General features: G+C 71.3%; 22 protein-coding genes. 3 read left to right on the forward strand and 19 right to left on the reverse strand.

Annotated elements, in window-relative coordinates; genetic code table 11:
• Positions 1-22: 22 nt before the first annotated feature.
• The 9 genes from trpA to hisI form a co-directional block, all read right to left on the reverse strand.
• On the reverse strand, positions 23-847 hold the full coding sequence (trpA, locus tag ACI2L1_RS20315; protein WP_404740719.1) for a tryptophan synthase subunit alpha: 825 nt from the start codon (positions 845-847) through the stop codon (positions 23-25).
• Complete coding sequence (trpB, locus tag ACI2L1_RS20320; protein ID WP_404740720.1) at positions 844-2130, reverse strand: tryptophan synthase subunit beta; 1287 nt, start codon at positions 2128-2130, stop codon at positions 844-846. Before trpB ends, trpA begins: the two co-directional genes overlap by 4 nt.
• 59 nt (positions 2131-2189) lie before the next feature.
• Positions 2190-2432 carry a tryptophan biosynthesis modulator TrpM gene (gene trpM, locus ACI2L1_RS20325; protein WP_404740721.1) on the reverse strand — a complete coding sequence of 81 codons (243 nt, stop codon included), beginning with the start codon at positions 2430-2432 and terminating at the stop codon, positions 2190-2192.
• A 21-nt stretch (positions 2433-2453) separates the two neighbouring features.
• Positions 2454-3263, reverse strand: coding sequence for an indole-3-glycerol phosphate synthase TrpC (gene trpC, locus ACI2L1_RS20330; protein ID WP_404740722.1), 810 nt, complete (start codon positions 3261-3263; stop codon positions 2454-2456).
• A gap of 138 nt (positions 3264-3401) precedes the next feature.
• Positions 3402-3842 (reverse strand): DUF2752 domain-containing protein, encoded by a 441-nt coding sequence (locus tag ACI2L1_RS20335; RefSeq protein ID WP_404740723.1) that lies wholly within the window; start codon positions 3840-3842, stop codon positions 3402-3404.
• Between the two features lie 86 nt (positions 3843-3928).
• On the reverse strand, positions 3929-4177 hold the full coding sequence (locus tag ACI2L1_RS20340) for an HGxxPAAW family protein (protein WP_404740724.1): 249 nt from the start codon (positions 4175-4177) through the stop codon (positions 3929-3931).
• Between the two features lie 178 nt (positions 4178-4355).
• On the reverse strand, positions 4356-4997 hold the full coding sequence (locus ACI2L1_RS20345) for a TIGR02234 family membrane protein (RefSeq protein WP_404740725.1): 642 nt from the start codon (positions 4995-4997) through the stop codon (positions 4356-4358).
• Positions 4998-5068: 71 nt separating this feature from the next.
• Complete coding sequence (locus ACI2L1_RS20350) at positions 5069-6547, reverse strand: anthranilate synthase component I (RefSeq protein WP_404740726.1); 1479 nt, start codon at positions 6545-6547, stop codon at positions 5069-5071.
• Between the two features lie 11 nt (positions 6548-6558).
• Positions 6559-6960 (reverse strand): phosphoribosyl-AMP cyclohydrolase, encoded by a 402-nt coding sequence (hisI, locus tag ACI2L1_RS20355; protein ID WP_404740727.1) that lies wholly within the window; start codon positions 6958-6960, stop codon positions 6559-6561.
• 83 nt (positions 6961-7043) lie between these two features.
• Between hisI and ACI2L1_RS20360 the strand changes: the two genes are divergently transcribed.
• A complete protein-coding gene (locus ACI2L1_RS20360; RefSeq protein WP_404740728.1) occupies positions 7044-7679 on the forward strand; it encodes a TIGR03085 family metal-binding protein in 636 nt (211 codons plus the stop codon).
• A gap of 536 nt (positions 7680-8215) precedes the next feature.
• On the opposite strand, the gene ACI2L1_RS20365 is transcribed toward ACI2L1_RS20360, so the two are convergent.
• The 10 genes from ACI2L1_RS20365 to hisD form a co-directional block, all read right to left on the reverse strand.
• Positions 8216-9475: an MFS transporter gene (locus tag ACI2L1_RS20365; protein WP_404740729.1), complete on the reverse strand. Its 1260-nt coding sequence runs from the start codon at positions 9473-9475 to the stop codon at positions 8216-8218.
• A gap of 63 nt (positions 9476-9538) precedes the next feature.
• Positions 9539-10126 carry an ArsR/SmtB family transcription factor gene (locus tag ACI2L1_RS20370; RefSeq protein WP_404740730.1) on the reverse strand — a complete coding sequence of 196 codons (588 nt, stop codon included), beginning with the start codon at positions 10124-10126 and terminating at the stop codon, positions 9539-9541.
• A 72-nt stretch (positions 10127-10198) separates the two neighbouring features.
• Positions 10199-10954: an imidazole glycerol phosphate synthase subunit HisF gene (gene hisF / locus ACI2L1_RS20375; RefSeq protein WP_404740731.1), complete on the reverse strand. Its 756-nt coding sequence runs from the start codon at positions 10952-10954 to the stop codon at positions 10199-10201.
• On the reverse strand, positions 10951-11349 hold the full coding sequence (locus ACI2L1_RS20380) for a RidA family protein (protein WP_404740732.1): 399 nt from the start codon (positions 11347-11349) through the stop codon (positions 10951-10953). Before ACI2L1_RS20380 ends, hisF begins: the two co-directional genes overlap by 4 nt.
• Positions 11346-12071, reverse strand: coding sequence for a bifunctional 1-(5-phosphoribosyl)-5-((5-phosphoribosylamino)methylideneamino)imidazole-4-carboxamide isomerase/phosphoribosylanthranilate isomerase PriA (gene priA, locus ACI2L1_RS20385; RefSeq protein WP_404740733.1), 726 nt, complete (start codon positions 12069-12071; stop codon positions 11346-11348). The genes ACI2L1_RS20380 and priA overlap by 4 nt, the downstream gene beginning before the upstream one ends.
• Positions 12068-12715: an imidazole glycerol phosphate synthase subunit HisH gene (gene hisH / locus ACI2L1_RS20390; protein ID WP_404740734.1), complete on the reverse strand. Its 648-nt coding sequence runs from the start codon at positions 12713-12715 to the stop codon at positions 12068-12070. Before hisH ends, priA begins: the two co-directional genes overlap by 4 nt.
• On the reverse strand, positions 12712-12876 hold the full coding sequence (locus ACI2L1_RS20395; RefSeq protein WP_404740735.1) for a hypothetical protein: 165 nt from the start codon (positions 12874-12876) through the stop codon (positions 12712-12714). Before ACI2L1_RS20395 ends, hisH begins: the two co-directional genes overlap by 4 nt.
• Positions 12873-13466, reverse strand: a complete 594-nt coding sequence (gene hisB / locus ACI2L1_RS20400; protein ID WP_020137489.1) for an imidazoleglycerol-phosphate dehydratase HisB — start codon at positions 13464-13466, stop codon at positions 12873-12875. Before hisB ends, ACI2L1_RS20395 begins: the two co-directional genes overlap by 4 nt.
• Entirely contained in the window at positions 13463-14578 is a 1116-nt protein-coding gene (locus ACI2L1_RS20405) for a histidinol-phosphate transaminase (protein ID WP_404740736.1), read from the reverse strand. Before ACI2L1_RS20405 ends, hisB begins: the two co-directional genes overlap by 4 nt.
• Entirely contained in the window at positions 14575-15900 is a 1326-nt protein-coding gene (gene hisD / locus ACI2L1_RS20410; RefSeq protein WP_404740737.1) for a histidinol dehydrogenase, read from the reverse strand. The genes ACI2L1_RS20405 and hisD overlap by 4 nt, the downstream gene beginning before the upstream one ends.
• Positions 15901-16060: 160 nt before the next feature.
• Between hisD and ACI2L1_RS20415 the strand changes: the two genes are divergently transcribed.
• Both ACI2L1_RS20415 and ACI2L1_RS20420 read left to right on the forward strand, forming a co-directional pair.
• Positions 16061-17638: an oxidoreductase gene (locus tag ACI2L1_RS20415; RefSeq protein ID WP_404740738.1), complete on the forward strand. Its 1578-nt coding sequence runs from the start codon at positions 16061-16063 to the stop codon at positions 17636-17638.
• A gap of 121 nt (positions 17639-17759) precedes the next feature.
• Positions 17760-18770, forward strand: a complete 1011-nt coding sequence (locus ACI2L1_RS20420; RefSeq protein WP_404740739.1) for a hypothetical protein — start codon at positions 17760-17762, stop codon at positions 18768-18770.
• Positions 18771-18781 lie beyond the last annotated feature (11 nt).

Here is an 18781-nt window from a genome sequence, read left to right on the forward strand (position 1 = left end):
ACGCCATGACAGGCGCCGTGGGTCACACCTGTCGGCGCACGCCCTTCGCCAGCTCGCCAGCGAGCTCACGCACGCCCTCGACCCCGGCCTTGTCGTCCGGCGCGTCCAGCATCCGCTTCACGAAGGCCGAGCCGACGATCACGCCGTCCGCGAAGCCGGCGACTTCGGCCGCCTGCTGGGCGTTGGAGACACCGAGCCCGACGCAGACGGGCAGGCCGGTACCGGCGTCGGCGGCCCGGGTGCGCTCGACCAGGTCCTGGGCCTGCGCCCCGACCGACTCGCGCGTACCGGTGACGCCCATCAGGGAGGCGGCGTACACGAACCCGCTGCCCGCCGCGGTGATCTCGGCGAGCCGCGCGTCCTTGCTGCTGGGCGCGACCACGAAGACCGTGGCGAGCCCGTGCTTCTGAGCGTGCTCCCTCCACAGCGCCGACTCCTGCACCGGCAGGTCGGGCAGGATGCAGCCCGCACCCCCCGCCTCGGCGAGCTCGGCGGTGAAGCGCTCGACGCCGTAGCGGTCGATGGGGTTCCAGTACGTCATCACGAGCACCGGCTTCCCGGTGGCCTCGTACGCCTCCTTCACCGTCCGCATGACGTCGGCGATCTTCACGCCGCCGCGCAGGGCGATGTCGTCGGCGGTCTGGATGACCGGACCGTCGAGGACGGGGTCACTGTGCGGCAGACCCACCTCGACGACATCGGCACCGCCGTCGAAGACGGCCTTGATCGCCTCGATACCGCCGTCCACGGTCGGGAACCCGGCCGGGAGGTAGGCGATGAGCGCGGACCGGCCCTCGGCCTTGGCGGCGGCGAGGGTGTCCGACAGCAGCTGGATGTTCCCGCTCACTTGGCGTCCCCCTCGATCTCCGCGCCGGTTCCGGCCTCGTCCGCGGCGACGGCCGCGTCCGTGTCGTACAGGCCGAAGTACCGCGCGGCCGTGTCCATGTCCTTGTCGCCGCGACCGGACAGGTTGACGACGATCAGGCCGTCCTTGCCGAGCTCCTTGCCGACCTCCAGGGCGCCGGCCAGCGCGTGCGCGCTCTCGATGGCCGGGATGATGCCCTCGGTACGGGACAGCAGGCGCAGGGCCTGCATGGCCGCGTCGTCGGTGACCGCGCGGTACTCGCCGCGGCCGGAGTCCTTGAGGTAGGAGTGCTCGGGACCGATGCCCGGGTAGTCCAGACCGGCCGAGATCGAGTACGGCTCGGTGATCTGGCCCTCCTCGTCCTGGAGGACGTAGGAACGGGAGCCGTGCAGGATGCCGGGCTCACCCGCGGTGAGGGTCGCCGCGTGCTCACCGGTCTCCACGCCGTGCCCGGCGGGCTCGCAGCCGATGAGGCGTACGTCCGCGTCGGGGATGAAGGCGTGGAAGAGGCCGATGGCGTTGGAGCCGCCGCCGACACAGGCGACGGCCGCGTCGGGGAGACGGCCGGCCCGCTCCAGGATCTGGCGGCGGGCCTCGACGCCGATCACGCGGTGGAAGTCGCGGACCATGGCCGGGAAGGGGTGCGGTCCTGCGACGGTACCGAAGAGGTAGTGGGTGCGGTCGACGTTGGCGACCCAGTCGCGGAACGCCTCATTGATCGCGTCCTTCAGTGTGCGGCTGCCGGACTTCACGGCGATGACCTCGGCGCCGAGCATGCGCATCCGGGCGACGTTGAGGGCCTGGCGCTGGGTGTCGATCTCGCCCATGTAGATGGTGCATTCGAGGCCGAACAGCGCGCAGGCCGTGGCCGTGGCGACGCCGTGCTGACCGGCGCCCGTCTCCGCGATCACCCGGGTCTTGCCCATGCGCTTGGTGAGCAGGGCCTGACCGAGGACGTTGTTGATCTTGTGGGAGCCGGTGTGGTTGAGGTCTTCCCGCTTCAGGAAGATCCTGGCGCCTCCCGCGTGCTCCGCGAAGCGGGGGACTTCGGTGAGGGAGCTGGGGCGGCCGGTGTAGTGGACCAGCAGGTCGTCGAGCTCGCGGGCGAACTCGGGGTCGTGCTTGGCCTTGTCGTACTCGACGGCGACCTCGTCCACGGCGGCGACGAGGGCCTCCGGGATGAACTTGCCGCCGAACGCTCCGAAGTAGCCTTCGGGGCTGGGGACTTGACCCTCGGGGTCGGGGATGAAGAACTCGCTGGGCATGCGGATACCTCACGGTGAGTGCGTGGAAAAGACACTATTCGCCGTGGGGGCGGAGACAGTCAGTCGGCTGCGGGACCGTTGTGGCTGGTCGCGCACGCGCGGCGGTAGCCGCAAATCAGACAGAGCCCCGCGCCCCTGGAGGGGCGCTGCCATCGACGGCCGTTCACCTGCCCGGGTTCGTCACCGATGACGTACCGCACGCGGCGGCCGTGCACCCTTCTCGCGGGCGCGCGACAGCCGCGCGGACGGCAGCCGCGCGCGAGGCGCGCGTGCCTGTCTGCGGTCGTCGTGGTGAGAGTCATCGGGCCAACTCTAGCCGGTGATCAGCCGCGGCCGTGCCGAAGAGCCGGGTGCTCGCCCGCCGCCACCAGGTCCGACACCGCCGTCTTGGGGTCCTTGCCGGTCACCAGGGACTCGCCCACCAGGACCGCGTCGGCGCCGGCGTTGGCGTAGGCGATCAGGTCGTGCGGGCCCCGCACGCCGGACTCGGCGATCTTGACCAGGCCGGCCGGGATTTCGGGGGCGACGCGCTCGAAGGTGCCGCGGTCGACCTCAAGGGTCTTGAGGTTACGCGCGTTGACGCCGATGATCTTCGCGCCGGCGTCCACCGCGCGCTCGACCTCGTCCTCGTCGTGCACCTCGACGAGCGGGGTGAGTCCGATGGACTCCGCGCGCTCGATCAGGGACTCCAGGGCGGGCTGCTCCAGGGCCGCCACGATGAGCAGCGCGAGGTCGGCGCCGTAGGCCCGGGCCTCCCAGAGCTGGTACGACGTGACGATGAAGTCCTTGCGCAGGACCGGGATGTCCACGCGCGCGCGGACGGCCTCCAGGTCTGCCAGCGAGCCGCCGAAGCGGCGCTGTTCGGTGAGGACGGAGATGACGGCCGCGCCGCCCGCCTCGTAGTCCGCGGCGAGGCCGGCCGGGTCGGCGATCGCGGCCAGCGCGCCCTTGGAAGGGCTTGAGCGCTTGACCTCGCAGATGACCTTGACGCCCTCGCCGCGCAGTGCGGCCACGCCGTCCTTGGCAGCGGGAGCCTTCGCCGCGCGCTCCTTGAGCTCGTCGAGGCTGACGCGCGCCTGCCGTTCCGCGAGGTCGGCACGGACTCCGTCGATGATCTCGTCGAGCACACTCACGCGAGCGGCCCCCTTCCAGACGGTTGACAGTTCCAGCGACCGATGAAAACAGATGGTCACTGCGATGGTATCCGGAGGAGGGCGTACGCCTCACATCCGGTTGACGCCGGTCCCACTACCTGGACGTTCGCCAGTTGATCAAGGGTGTAGCCAGCCACCGAACGGCAAGTTCCGGACAACGGTGAAGACCAGCACCAATGTGCCCAGCGTCCACAGGTGCACCGGCCCGAGACCGAGCCGCAGCGGCCGTCCCCGCGCCGCGCGGACCACCCAGACGGTCCACAGCACGGCGAAGCCCAGATAGCCCACAACGGCGATCGCGTTGTCCTGGAGGGCGGCCGGGAAGTCGCCGTGAATGAACGCGTGCGCGCTGCGCAGGCCGCCGCAGCCGGGGCAGTAGAGGCCGGTGAGCTGGTAGAGCGGGCAGACGGGGTAGTGGCCGGGCCGGTTGGGGTCCACGGTCCCCACGTACGCGAAGGCCCCGGCGACGGCCGCGAGGATCCCGCCGGGGACGGCCAGGCGTCCCAGCGGGCCGGTCCGGGGCAGCACTCGCTGACTGTCGGTATTCACGTCTGGCATTCTCCCCCGCCCTTGCGTCGAACGCGTGAGGGGCGGCTCCGGCGATTTCTGCCGGGCCACCCCTCCACGAGTTTCGTGTCCGCGTGTCAGCTCTTGGCGTCCGCCTGCTCGGGCTGCGAGGTGACGAGCGGCTTGTGGGCGTCCTTGGACATGCCCATCCCCATCGCGCTCATGATCCAGCCGATGACACCACCGATGACCACGATGGCCATACCGGCCCAGAAGCCCGCGGGCTGAGCCATCACCATGAAGGCGCCCGCGACGCAGAAACCGATGAAGGCGATCGTGACACCGGTCCAGGCGGCCGGGGTGTGACCGTGGCTGCTGCCCGCCATTGCTTGCTCCTAGGTGCTGAAGTACGTGATGTCTGCGCCCATTCTTCCGTACGCAGGGTCGCGATGTATTCGGGGGTCGCTTTGGTGCGCCCTATAGGGGCGCGGGGCTGTATCGATGTGCGGCTACCGCCGCGCGGGCGCGACAAGCCCCCACCGGCCCGCAGCCAGAAACCGACCGCTACGCCCCCGTCGGATCTTCCCCACGATCGAGCGCCTTCCAGATGTCCTCAGGCCGATCAGGATCCACGACGACAGCCTTACGCCGCACCTTGGGCGCCCCGTCCCGCTCGTACCGCCCCGACATGGCCGGCCACAACCGCCCGTACCGAAGGGCAAGAAGTCCCGCCACAAGAATCAGCGCACCCCCCGCCACGGCGGCATAGGGCCAAGCGGTATGGCTGAGCGCGGAGACCGTCGCCGACGTGTCTCCGGAGGCCTTCGCCGCCTCCTCGTCCAGCGCGGACGAATCACCCGCACCGAGCAGGGCCGCGACGACGATGCCGGCGCCGGAGAGCGCGAGCACCACGGAGACCAGAAGGCGCCCGGCCCTGCGTACGGCGAAGACGGCGACCAGAGCGGCGAGGCCCACTATGGCCAGGGCGGCCGGGACGCCGGTGACGTCACTGCCCCTGGCGGTCAGGGGGAAGTCGCCACCGGCCACGGTCGCGGTGCCCTCGGACCACTGCTGGCGGGTCGCGAGCAGCGCTACGGCCGCGCCGAGCGCACCCGACAGCAGTGCCACGGCAAGACTGAGGCGGCCGGCCCTGGCGGGTCCTGCGGCTTCGGAACGGGGGTGAGGTACAGCAGTCACGTACCCCACTATCACCCGAACCCCGGGCGAACGGTCACCCGGGGTTCCGTGAGAAGCGCCCCATTCTCCGGTGAAGACCCCTACTTGCCGAGCCGGTTCGCCGTGTGGACCGCCCGCAGGACCGCCGCCGCCTTGTTGCGGCACTCGGTGTCCTCGGCGACCGGGTCGGAGTCGGCGACGATGCCGGCACCGGCCTGGACATAGGCCGTGCCGTCCCTCAGCAGTGCCGTACGGATGGCGATCGCCGTGTCGGAGTCGCCCGCGAAGTCGAGGTAGCCGACGCAGCCGCCGTACAACCCGCGCCGGGAGGGCTCCAGTTCGTCGATGATCTGCATCGCGCGGGGCTTCGGCGCGCCGGAGAGGGTGCCGGCCGGGAAGCAGGCCGTCAGGACGTCGAAGGCGGTGCGGCCCTGCGCGACCCTGCCGGTGACCGTGGAGACGATGTGCATCACATGGGAGTACCGCTCGACGGACATGAAGTCGACGACCTCCACCGAACCCGGCTCGCAGACCCGTCCCAGGTCGTTGCGGCCGAGGTCCACCAGCATCAGGTGCTCGGCGCGCTCCTTGGGGTCGGCCAGCAGCTCGTCGGCGAGGGCCTGGTCCTCCTGCGGGGTGGCCCCGCGCCAGCGGGTGCCGGCGATGGGGTGGACCATGGCCTGTCCGTCCTCGACCTTGACCAGGGCCTCGGGGGACGAGCCCACGACGTCGAATCCGTCGAAGCGGAACAGGTACATGTACGGCGACGGGTTCGTCGCCCGCAGGACTCGGTAGACGTCCAACGCGCTTGCCGCGCACGGCGTTTCGAAGCGCTGGGAGGGGACGACCTGGAAGGCCTCGCCGGCCCGGATGCGCTCCTTGACGTCCTCGACGGCCGCCTGGAAGTCGGGGCCGCCCCACAGGGCGGTGTACTCGGGGAGCTCGGAGGGCGGGAGCACCGCCGGGGGCTGGGCGACCGCCCGCGACAGGTCGGCCTGCATCGCGTCCAGGCGGGCCACCGCGTCCGCGTGGGCCTCGTCCACGCCGGTGTCGAGGTCGTTGTGGTTGATCGCGTTGGCGATCAGCAGGACCGAGCCCTCCCAGTGGTCCATGACTGCGAGGTCGCTGGTCAGGAGCATGGTCAGCTCGGGGAGGTTCAGGTCGTCGCGCTCGCCGGGGCCGATCTTCTCCAGGCGGCGGACGATGTCGTAGCCGAGATAGCCGACCATGCCGCCGGTGAACGGCGGCATGCCCTCCTGGTGCGGGGTGTGCAGGGCTTCGATGGTGGCGCGCAGGGCGGCGAGCGGATCGCCGTCGACCGGGACGCCGACCGGCGGGGTGCCGAGCCAGTGGGCCTGGCCGTCGCGGGCCGTCAGGGTCGCGGCCGAACGCACGCCCACGAACGAGTAGCGGGACCAGGAGCGGCCGTTCTCCGCGGACTCCAGCAGGAAGGTGCCGGGGCGCTCGGCGGCGAGCTTGCGGTAGAGGGCGACCGGGGTGTCACCGTCGGCGAGCAGCTTGCGCGTGACCGGGATGACGCGCCGGTCGGTGGCGAGCTTGCGGAAGGTATCGAGGTCCATGGCGGCTGACCTTACTGATCCGAGCCCGGCACGCCGGAATCGGCACCCGGGGCTTCCTTGAGCAGCACGTCGGCGTCGAAGCAGGTGCGCGCGCCGGTGTGGCAGGCGGCGCCGACCTGGTCGACCTTGACCAGCACGGTGTCGGCGTCGCAGTCGAGGGCGACGGACTTGACCCACTGGAAGTGGCCGGAGGTGTCGCCCTTGACCCAGTACTCACGGCGGCTGCGCGACCAGTAGGTGCAGCGGCCGGTGGTCAGCGTGCGGTGCAGCGCCTCGTCGTCCATCCAGCCGAGCATGAGCACCTCACCGGTGTCGTACTGCTGGGCGATGGCGGGGACGAGCCCGTCGGCGCTGCGCTTGAGGCGCTCGGCGATCTCCGGGTCGAGGCTGCTGGGCGGGGGCGTGCTGGTCATGGTTGCCATTCTGCCGCGCACCACTGACAGTGACTGTGGGGTGTCCACTGGGCGGACCCCGAACACGGTCGTAGGCTGGCTGCATGTCGACTTTCGCCAAGCGTGAACGACTTCTCCTCGCCGACCTGTTGGAGGCCGAGGGTCCGGACGCCCCCACTCTCTGCGAGGGCTGGCTCACCCGCGATCTCGCGGCGCACGTGGTGGTGCGCGAGCGCCGCCCCGACGCCGCCGGCGGCCTGCTGATCAAGCAGCTGGCGTCCCGTCTGGACCGGGTGATGACCGAGTTCTCCGAGAAGCCGTACGAGGAGCTGATCCAGCTCATCCGCACCGGCCCGCCGCGTTTCTCGCCGTTCCAGCTCAAGCAGGTCGAGGAGCTGTCGAACACGGTCGAGTTCTACGTCCACACGGAGGACGTCCGCCGGGCCCGCCCCGACTGGGCGCCGCGCGAGCTGGACTCCGTCTTCCAGGACGCCCTGTGGTCCCGTCTGGAGCGCACCGCCCGGCTGATGGGCCGCGGCGTCCCGACCGGCCTGGTGCTGCGCCGCCCGGACGGCCAGACGGCAGTCGCACACCGTGGCGCCCCGGTCGTGACGGTGACCGGCGAGCCCTCGGAGCTGCTGCTGTTCCTGTACGGCCGGCATGGCGCGGCCAAGGTGGAGCTGGACGGCGACAAGGAGGCGATCGCCAGGCTGCACGAGGCGAAGGAGCTGGGTATCTGAGGCAGGCCCGGCGAGCGGGGTCGGCGTCGGGCGCGGCCATCTGAGCGGTCCGGTGTTGTACGTCAGCCGGGTGCTCGGCATGGCGCGGTTCCGGTATGCCACCGGGGCGCCCGACTCAGCTCAGGCCCCGCACGCCGGGCACCTCACCACAGCACCGCCCCCGCACCCCACCTGAGCGACACTCGCCGCAGCATGGATCCTGCGCACCGCGCCACCCCAGCCCAGCGCCGTCCCGCGCACCTGGCACCCCAGCCCGGCACCGACCCCGCACCCCACCCGAGCAACACTCGCCCCAGCACGGACCCCGCACACCGCCGCACCCCAGCCCAGCGCCGTCCCGCGCACCTGGCACCCCAGCCCGGCACCGACCCCGCACCCCACCCGAGCAACACTCGCCCCAGCACGGACCCCGCACACCGCCGCACCCCAGCCCAGCGCCGTCAGGCGCACCGGCACCCCAGCCCGGCGCAGCCCCGCACGCCGCCCGACCCCGAGCAGTAGACCCGAACCTCGCCTCAGCCCCAGCGCTGCACTCGTCACCCGGGCAGCTCCGCCCCGCGCAGCCCCCGTACGCACAGGGCGATCACGCCCCCGAGGCCGCACACCGCCGCGCTGACCACGAAAACCGGGGCGGTGCCCCACGCCCCGATCGCGGCGGCGGACAGCGGCATGCCGAGCGGGGCGAAGCCGAGGCTGACCAGTGAGGAGACGGCGGTGACACGGCCGAGGAAGGCGGGGTCGGCCTGGGTCTGCAGCAGGGCGCCGCACATGGCGCCGCTGAGCCCGGCGAGCAGTCCGACGAGCAGGGCGACACCGACGGCCGCGACGACGCTCGGGACGAAGGCCAGGGCGCCGATCGCGATGGCCCCGCTGAGACAGGCGTATGCCATCACCTGCCCGGCGTGCGGCACGCGCCCGCGTACTGCCAGCGCCAGGGAGGCGGCTCCGGCGCCGACGCCGAACCCGGCGAGCACCCAGCCCATCCCGGAGGCACCCCAGCCGCGCTCCTCGGCGAGCAGGGCCAGCCCCACGTTGAGCGGCCCGACGAAGCCGAGGTCACCGAGGGCGATCGCCACCATCAGCGGGCCGAGCACGGGGTGCCGACGGATGTAGCCGAGCCCGTCCACGAGGTCCCGCCAGGCCGTGCCCCGCCGAGCCGCCGTCTCCTCGTCGCGGCCAGCGGCCGGCACCTCCCGTATCCGCACGGAGACCAGCAACGGCACCGACACCGCGATCAGCAGTCCCGCGAAGGCGAAGGCGGCCGACGCGCCACCGACCGCCACCGCGAGCCCGCCCAGCGGTCCTCCGACCACGCTCGCGAAGCGGATTCCCAGACCCCGCATGCCCTGTACGCGCGCGAGTTGCCCGCGAGTCGTCACGCGCGCGGGGAGGGCGCCCACGGCCGGCATGAACACGGCGTCGACCACACCGAAGACCAGCGCGAGCACGGCCAGCGGCCACAGGCCGGGCCCGGTGAGGAACAGCAGCCCCGCCACCGCGAGCACAGCCGCGCAGCGCACCGCGTCGCTCGCGATGACGACCCTGCGCGGCCCGAACCGGTCGGCGATCACTCCCCCGCCCAGCATCAGCACGGCCCGCGGCAGCGCGCTGACCGACATCACGACTCCGGCCTGCGCGGGCGTCCCGGCCTGTACGGCGGCCCAGGACAGGGCGATGTAGTAGACGCTGTCGCCCATCATGGAGGCGGTGTAGGCGGCGAGCCAGCGCCAGACGTTCCCGTCGCGGTGGGCCGGAGTGTCGACGACGTCGGCCGAGGCGGTGAGCGTGGTGGTCACGGACGCGGGTCCTCTCAGAGACGGATCAGACGCGGGCTCAGACGCGACATTCAGACGCGGACTTCAGACCCGGAACGGGAAGCCGTACATGTGCAGCGCGACGTTCTCGCGCCCCTCCGTCTCGCCCGCTGCCTCGGCGGCCCGGCCCTTCTCGTCGTACTTCCTGGCGAGCGCCAGCAACTCCTCGCGCAGTTCCTCCAGTTCGGCCGCGGTCAGCCGCAGCAGGGACTCGCTGTCCGGAGCCGCGGCGTTCCACTCGGCGCTCCAGGTGGGGCGCTCGTCGAGGTAGCGGCGGTACATGTCGGCTCGCTGCTCGTGGAAGAGCCGGGTGGCCGCGAGGTGCGCGGCCGCTCTCTCCGGCGCGTCCCGGAAGTCCTTGTCGCGGATGCTCACGCCCTCCGACGAGAGCTGCCACCAGCGCTCCCGACCGTCCCCGCTGCGCGGCTCCGCCTCCTCGATCAGCCCGTGCTCGGCCAGCTTGCGCAGGTGGTAGCTGACCAGCGAGACGGCCTCGTCGACCTGGTCGGCGAGGTGCGAGGCAGTGGCGACCCGGGCCACGCACAGCCCCCGGTAGAGCTGCATCCGCAGCGGATGGGCGAGGGCCTTCAGCGTGCCGAGATCGGTGATCGGGCGGTTCTGCTCGCGTGGCATGCCCTCACCGTAGATACGAAAGAAAAGTTGCACAATATATTTTGCGCAACTTTCCTTTCGCACTTTGGAAGATCAGCGAACGGGGTGACCCGCCCCCCGCAGCGCCTCCTTGACCTCGCCGATCCGCAGATCGCCGAAGTGGAACACCGAGGCCGCCAGCACCGCGTCCGCCCCGGCCCCGATGGCCGGCGGGAAGTGCTCCAGCTTCCCCGCGCCGCCGGAGGCGATCAGCGGGACCGTCACATGCTTGCGGACGGCCTCGATCATCTCCAGGTCGTAGCCGTCCTTGGTGCCGTCCGCGTCCATCGAGTTGAGCAGGATCTCCCCCGCGCCCAGCTCGGCGGCCCGGTGGGCCCACTCGACGGCGTCGATGCCGGTGCCCTTGCGACCGCCGTGGGTGGTGACCTCGAAGGCGCCTTCCGGAGTGCGCCGCGCGTCCACCGACAGCACCAGCACCTGTCGGCCGAACCGCTCGGCGATCTCGCGGATCAGGTCGGGACGGGCGATGGCGGCGGTGTTCACACCGACCTTGTCCGCGCCCGCCCGCAGCAGCTTGTCCACGTCCTCGGCCGTGCGGACCCCGCCGCCGACGGTCAGCGGGATGAACACCTGCTCGGCGGTGCGGCGCACCACGTCGTAGGTCGTCTCGCGGTTGCCCGACGAGGCGGTGATGTCCAGGAACGTCAGCTCGTCGGCGCCCTCGGCGTCGTACACCTTGGCCATCTCGACGGGGTCGCCCGCGTCGCGCAGGTTCTGGAAGTTGACGCCCTTGACGACCCGGCCGTTGTCCACGTCCAGGCAGGGAATGACTCGTACGGCAAGGGTCATGCTGAGGACACTCCTCGGAACGCCTCCACCTCGACCTCGACCACCAGACCGGGGTCCACGAAGCCGGAGACGATGATCAGGGATGCGGCGGGCCGGATGGTGTCGAACAGCTCCTTGTGAGCGCGTCCGACCTCGTCGACGTCCCGGGCATGGGTGATGTACAGGCGGGTCCGCACCACGTCGTCCCGGCCGAGACCCAGCTGCTCCAGCGCCGCGAACGCGACGTTGAAGGAGTTGACCGTCTGCTCGTAGGGCCCGCCCCCGGCGATCTGGCCGTCCACGACCGACGTGCAGCCGGAGACCAGCACCAGGCCGTTGGGCAGCTCCACCGCGCGGGAGTACCCGAAGGTCTCCTCCCAGGGCGCGCCGGTCGTGACACGTCGCAGATCGCTCACTGAGCCACCGCCTCCAAGGCCTCTTCCAGGGTGAACGCCTTCGCGTACAGGGCCTTCCCGACGATGGAGCCCTCGACACCGAGGGGTACCAGCTCGGCGATGGCCCGCAGGTCGTCCAGCGAGGACACGCCGCCGGAGGCCACCACCGGGCGGTCGGTGGCGGCGCAGACGTTGCGGAGCAGCTCCAGGTTGGGGCCCTGGAGGGTGCCGTCCTTGGCGATGTCGGTGACGACGTACCGGGCGCAGCCCTCCTTGTCGAGCCGCCCCAGCGCCTCGTAGAGGTCGCCGCCCTCGCTGGTCCAGCCGCGGCCCTTGAGGGTCGTACCGCGTACGTCGAGACCCACCGCGATCCTGTCGCCGTGCTCGGCGATGACCTTGGCGACCCACTCCGGGCTCTCCAGGGCGGCGGTGCCGAGGTTCACCCGGGTGCAGCCGGTGGCGAGGGCGGCCGCCAGGGAGGCGTCGTCCCGGATGCCGCCGGACAGCTCCACCTTGATGTCCATCGCCTCGGTGACCTGGCGGACCAGCTCCCGGTTGTCGCCGGTGCCGAACGCCGCGTCCAGGTCGACCAGGTGCAGCCATTCGGCGCCCGCCCGCTGCCAGGACAGGGCGGCCTCCAGCGGGGAGCCGTACGAGGTCTCCGTACCGGACTCGCCGTGCACGAGGCGGACGGCCTGGCCGTCGCGGACGTCGACGGCGGGCAGGAGTTCGAGCTTGCTCACAGTGTTCCGATCCAGTTGGTGAGGAGCTGGGCACCGGCGTCGCCGGACTTCTCGGGGTGGAACTGCGTGGCCCACAGGGCACCGTTCTCCACGGCGGCCACGAAGGGCTTGCCGTGCGTCGACCAGGTCACGCGCGGCGCCTGCATCGACGGGTTGCGCGTCTCCAGCGACCAGTCGTGGACGGCGTAGGAGTGCACGAAGTAGAAGCGGGCGTCCGCGTCAAGGCCTGCGAAGAGCTGGGAGCCGGCCGGCGCGTCGACGGTGTTCCAGCCCATGTGGGGCACGATGTCGGCCTGCAGCGGCTCGACCGAGCCGGGCCATTCGTCCAGGCCCTCGGACTCGACGCCGTGCTCGATGCCGCGCGCGAAGAGGATCTGCATGCCGACGCAGATGCCCATCACCGGGCGCCCGCCGGACAGCCGACGGTCGATGATCCACTCGCCGCGCGCCTCGCGCAGCCCCTTCATGCAGGCGGCGAAGGCGCCGACGCCCGGCACCAGCAGGCCGTCGGCGTTCATGGCCTTGTCGTAGTCACGCGTTATCTCGACCTCGGCCCCCGCGCGCGCGAGGGCGCGCTCGGCGGACCTCACATTGCCGAAGCCGTAGTCGAAGACAACGACCTTCTTCGAAGGAGAAGCGCTCAATTCCACACCTCCAGCCTCACGACACCGGCGATCAGACACATCCCGGCGGCGATGGAGAGCAGCACGATGAGCCCCTTCGGCATCTGCTGCTTGACGAAGGAGTAGATGCCGCCGGCCAGGAAGAGGCCGACGACGATCAGGAGGGTCGACAGACCGTTCACAGCGCGCCCTTCGTGGAGGGGAGGATGCCGGCCGCGCGCGGATCGCGCTCGGAGGCGTACCGCAGGGCCCGGGCCAGTGCCTTGAACTGGCACTCCACGATGTGGTGCGCGTTGCGCCCGTAGGGCACGTGCACGTGCAGGGCGATCTGGGCCTGGGCGACGAAGGACTCCAGGATGTGGCGGGTCATCGTGGTGTCGTACTCGCCGATCATCGGCGCCATCTTCTCGGGCTCGGTGTGCACGAGGTAGGGGCGGCCGGAGAGGTCGACGGTGACCTGGGCGAGGGACTCGTCCAGGGGGACCGTGCAGTTCCCGAAGCGGTAGATCCCCACCTTGTCGCCGAGCGCCTGCTTGAAGGCGGCGCCGAGCGCGAGGGCGGTGTCCTCGATGGTGTGGTGCGAGTCGATGTGCAGGTCGCCCTCGGTCTTCACGGTGAGGTCGAACAGACCGTGCCGGCCGAGCTGGTCGAGCATGTGGTCGTAGAAGCCGACCCCTGTCGACACGTCGACCTTGCCGCTGCCGTCGAGATCGATCTCGACGAGCACCGACGTCTCCTTGGTGACTCGCTCCACGCGTCCCACACGGCTCATGTGCTCTGCTCCTTCTTCAGTTCACGTACCGCGTCGAGGAACGCGTCGTTCTCTTCGGGGGTTCCGGCCGACACCCGCAGCCACCCCGGAATGCCGTTGTCCCGGACCAGGACACCCCGGTCGAGGATCTTCTGCCAGGCCGCGTGCGAACCCCCGGGGCCATCGAAGAGACCGAACTGCACGAAGTTCGCGTCCGACTCCACGACCTCGAAGCCGATCACGCGCAGTTCGCTCACCAGCCGGTCCCGCTCGGCCTTCAGCTGCTCGACGTACTTCAGCAGCGTGTCGGTGTGCTCCAGGGCGGCGAGGGCGGTCGCCTGCGTCACGGCCGACAGGTGGTAGGGCAGCCGTACGAGCTGAACCGCGTCCACGACCGCCGGGTGTGCGGCGAGGTAGCCGAGGCGCAGGCCAGCCGCCCCGAACGCCTTCGACATCGTCCGGGAGATGACGAGATTCGGCCGTCCTTCGAGCAGTGGCAGCAGCGAGTCGCCGTGGCTGAACTCGATGTACGCCTCGTCGACCACGACCATCGAGGGCTTCGCGGCCTGCGCGGCCTCGTACAGCGCGAGGACCGTCTCGGGCGGGACCGCGTTGCCGGTGGGGTTGTTGGGAGTGGTGACGAAGACGACGTCCGGCTTCTGCGAGGCGATCGCCCGCACGGCCGCCTCGACGTCGATCGTGAAGTCCGCGTCGCGCGGTCCTGAGATCCAGCCCGTACCGGTGCCGCGCGCGATGAGGGCGTGCATCGAGTACGACGGCTCGAAGCCGATCGCCGTACGGCCCGGTCCGCCGAAGGTCTGCAGCAGCTGCTGGATGACCTCGTTGGAGCCGTTCGCCGCCCAGACGTTGGCCAGGCCGACCTCGTGCCCCGACGTGTTCGTCAGGTACTCGGCGAGCCGGGTGCGCAGCTCGACCGCGTCCCGGTCCGGGTAGCGGTTGAGGTCGCGGGCCGCCTCACGGACGCGCTCGGTGATGCGCTCGACCAGCGGCTCGGGCAGCTGGTAGGGGTTCTCGTTGGTGTTCAGCCGTACGGGGACGTCCAACTGGGGCGCGCCGTAGGGGGACTTGCCGCGCAGCTCGTCCCGTACGGGGAGATCGTCGATGCCGGTCACTTGCTTCCGGGTACCTTCCATTCGAACCGGGCCTTGATCGCCGCGCCGTGCGCGGGCAGGTCCTCCGCCTCCGCCAGCGTCACCACGTGCTGGGCGATGTCGGCCAGCGCGTCCTTCGTGTAGTCGACGATGTGGATACCGCGCAGGAAGGACTGCACGGACAGGCCCGAGGAGTGGCAGGCGCAACCGCCGGTCGGGAGCACGTGGTTGGACCCGGCGGCGTAGTCTCCCAGGGACACGGGGGCCCAGGGGCCGATGAAGATCGCGCCCGCGTTGCGGACCCGGTCGGCCACGGCGGGAGCGTCGGCCGTCTGGATCTCCAGGTGCTCGGCGCCGTAGGCGTTGACGACCCTGAGGCCTTCTTCGATGCCGTCGACGAGGACGATCGCGGACTGCCTGCCCTTCAGCGCGGGAACGATCCGGTCCTCGATGTGCTTGGTGGCCGCGACCTGCGGCTCCAGCTCCTTCTCGACCGCGTCCGCCAGCTCGACGGAGTCGGTGACCAGGACGGCCGCGGCCAGCGGGTCGTGCTCGGCCTGGCTGATCAGGTCCGACGCCACGTGCACCGGATCGGCGGTGGAGTCCGCCAGGACCGCGATCTCGGTCGGTCCGGCCTCGGCATCGATGCCGATCTTGCCGGTGAAGTAGCGCTTGGCGGCGGCGACCCAGATGTTGCCGGGCCCGGTGACCATGGTGGCGGGCGGGCAGGACTCGGTGCCGTACGCGAACATCGCGACGGCGGTGGCGCCACCGGCGGCGTACACCTCGTCGACGCCCAGCAGGGCGCACGCGGCGAGGATCGTGGGGTGTGGGAGTCCGTCGAACTCGGCCTGGGCGGGCGAAGCCAGGGCGATCGATTCGACCCCGGCCTCCTGCGCGGGCACCACGTTCATGATCACGGAGGACGGGTAGACGGAGCGACCGCCTGGTGCGTACAGCCCGACCCGGTCGACCGGCACCCACTTCTCGGTGACCGAGCCACCCGGCACGACCTGGGTCGTGTGGGTCGTACGGCGCTGCTCGCGGTGGACGAGACGGGCGCGGCGGATGGACTCCTCCAGGGCCGCGCGCACAGCGGGGTCGAGCTCTTCGAGGGCCTTGTCCAGCGCCTCCGCCGGGACCCGCACCGACTCAAGGCGCACCCCGTCGAACTTCTCCGCGAAGTCGATCAGCGCCGCGTCACCCCGATGATGCACGGCCTCGCAGATCGGACGCACCTTCTCCAGGGCGGCCTGAACGTCGAAGTCGGCTCGGGGCAGCAGGTCGCGCAGGGCGGGGCCCTCGGGGAGGGCGTCGCCGCGCAGATCGATTCGGGAGATCACGCGGTCAATTCTCTCAGACCCTCGTCAGCGGCCGTTCGCGCATTCCATTGGCTGATACGCAACCCGGAAGATCCCCTTCACGTCTAGCGTTCGGGGGGTCACTGAGCGGGCATGAACGGTTGTGCGAAACCCGTCAGCAGCCAAGGGGGATGGAAGAGACGTGACCGAGGGGGCCGGCATCCGGAACGGGGACCTGCCGGACGATCTGACCGCCGCCGAGGCCGGCATGTGGCAGGCCTTCCGCAATGGCACGGTGTACGACCTGAGCAGCGGCGACACCGTCGTCGACGATCCGCACGGCGGGCATCCGTGGGGGCCCGAGCGGACGGTACGCGCGCGTATCGTCTGCTGGCTGCTCCTGGACGGTCCGCCCGCGCTCGCGGGCCGGGTGTCGTCCCTGAAGCTCACCGGCGTGCAGATCAGCGGCACGCTGGACCTCGCGGGCGGCACGGTGGTGCCGTACGTGGAGATGAAGGGCTGCCGCTTCGAGCGGGAGATCCTGCTGCCGGAGGCCCACTTCACCACCGCACGGTTCGTGGACTGCTCGGTGCCGCGCCTGGAGGCCGCCCGGGTGCACACCGAGGGCGACCTGCACCTGCCCCGTTGCCGGTTCCACAACGGCGTACGGCTGACCGACGCGCACATCGGCACCGACCTGCTGATGAACCAGGCCATCGTCTACCGCGACCGCAGCGGCCGCTCGATCGCCGCGGACGGCATGACCGTCGGCCAGGACCTCCAGGCCGAGCTCCTGGAGTCGCACGGCGAGCTGAGCCTGCGCAGCGCCACCATCGGCGTCTCGCTGAGCCTGCGCGGCGCCCGGCTCAACAACCCGTACACCCGGCTCGCGCTGAACGCTCCGCAGCTGACCGTCGAGCGCACGCTGTATCTGACCCCGGCGGGCGTCGGCGCCTCCATGCTGAGCGGGGCGACTCCCGCGCGCGGGACGCGGATCCAGCGCTTCGAGTGCCAGGGCGGGGTCCGCCTTGACGACGGGCGGTTCGGTGACGCGGTCGACCTGGAGCGGGCCCGGTTCACCTTCACCGACGAGCAGGAGCTGTCGCTGCGCCGTGTCCAGGCGCCCGAGCTGCGCTTCCTGGGCGAGAAGCCGCAGCGCGGCAAGGTGGTCCTGTCGGGGGCGCGGGTCGGCAACCTCGTGGACCGGGCGAGCGCCTGGCCGGGGCCCGGCAATCTCCACATGGGCGGCTTCGTCTACGAGAACCTCGTACCGCACGGCCCCTTCCCGCTGGCCGAGCGGCTGGAGTGGGTGGCGGCGGCGACCGCCGAGTACAACCCGGAGCCGTACGAGAGGCTCGCCGCCGTGCTGCGGACGGGCGGCGAGGACGAGGACGCGCGCGAGGTGCTCCTCGCCAAGCAGCGCCGGCGCCGCGAGAGTCTGCCGCCGGCCGCCAAGCTGTGGGGATTCGTGCAGGACTGGACGGTCGCCTACGGGTACCGGCCCGGCCGGGCCGCCGTATGGATGGCGGTGCTGTGGGCGGCGAGCTCCGTGGCGTTCGCACACGCGAGCCATCCGCCGCTCAAGGGCGGCGACCATCCGGCCTGGAATCCGGCCCTCTTCGCCCTGGACCTGCTGCTCCCGGTGATCGATCTGGGGCAGGTCGGTTTCTGGCAGCTGCGCGGGGGCTGGCAGTGGCTGGCGGCGGCGATGGTCCTCGTCGGCTGGATCCTGGCGACCACGGTGGCGGCGGGGGCCACGAGGCTGTTGCGGCGGAGTTAGGGAGGTTTGTGGTGCGGAAGGTGAACGAAGGTCACGCCTTTACCGCGCCTTGACTGTTCGGCGTACAACTTTCCATGAGTTGCACGTGCGCACTGGCGCAACGCCGGGCCGCGGTCTTTCAATGGTCGGCACCATGGCTTTGCTGCCCCCCTTCATCCGCGCGTCACCGATGCCTCCGTACGTCACCGGCGGTCTGCCCGCCGACGACGAGGTGCTGCTCGACGCGCCCGACGACCGGCTCGGACCCGCGCTGGTCGCGGCCGGGCAGGGCGCTTACGGGCGGGCGGCCGAGCTGCTCGCCGCGACCCGCGAGGACGCCGCCTGGGAGCTGCGCGACCGGTACGTCCGACGGCTGGCCGCCTTCGCCCGCTCCCGCCACGAGTGGTACGACGTCTGGCGCGCTGAAGCCCCGTACGACCCCGACCAGCTGCTGCTCGGCGCCCAGCTCGCGGTGGATCGCGCCTGGGGCTCACCGGCCCGGGCGGAGCTGCTGCGCGAGGTGAACCCCCTGATCACGGGAGCCGCGCGCGGTGAGGACCGCGACCCGGTGCCGTGGCGGCTCGCGCTGGACCACGCGCGCGGCTCGCAGGCCGGTCCCACCTACTTCGGCGAACTGTGGGAGGCGGCCCTCAGGCGCGCCCCGCTCCACTACGGCTGTCATGTCGCCGCCCTGCGCTATCTGGCCACCTCCTGGCGCGGTTCGCACCGCGAGTGCTTCGACTTCGCCGACCGGGCCGCACAGGACGCCCCGGCAGGCTCCCTCGTCCAGGCGCTGCCCGCGCGGGCGACCCTCGCCTGTCTGACCGACGGCGGCGCCACCGTCGTGTCGCGCGAGCGGCTGGACGCGGCGGCCGACCGGGCCATCGACCTGTCCGCCATGTTCGCTGCGGCCGACCCGTGGCCGGCCGAGATCCGCAACAAGCTCGTGTACGTCCTGGTGCGCCTCGGCCGCTGGACGGACGCCCTGGAGCAGCTGCGCATGATCGGCCCGTGCGCGACCTCGTTCCCGTGGAGCCGGGAGTCGGAGGACCCGCTGGGCCGGTTCCTTGAGGTCCGCGAAGAGGTCCGTCGGCACGCCCTGATCCATCCACGGAGTGAGCACGGGGGACGTGTCCGCCCCGGCGGCCATTAGGCTTTGGCGCC

It is taken from the genome of Streptomyces sp. NPDC019531 (genome assembly GCF_044903305.1).
In the GTDB taxonomy this organism is placed as follows: domain Bacteria; phylum Actinomycetota; class Actinomycetes; order Streptomycetales; family Streptomycetaceae; genus Streptomyces.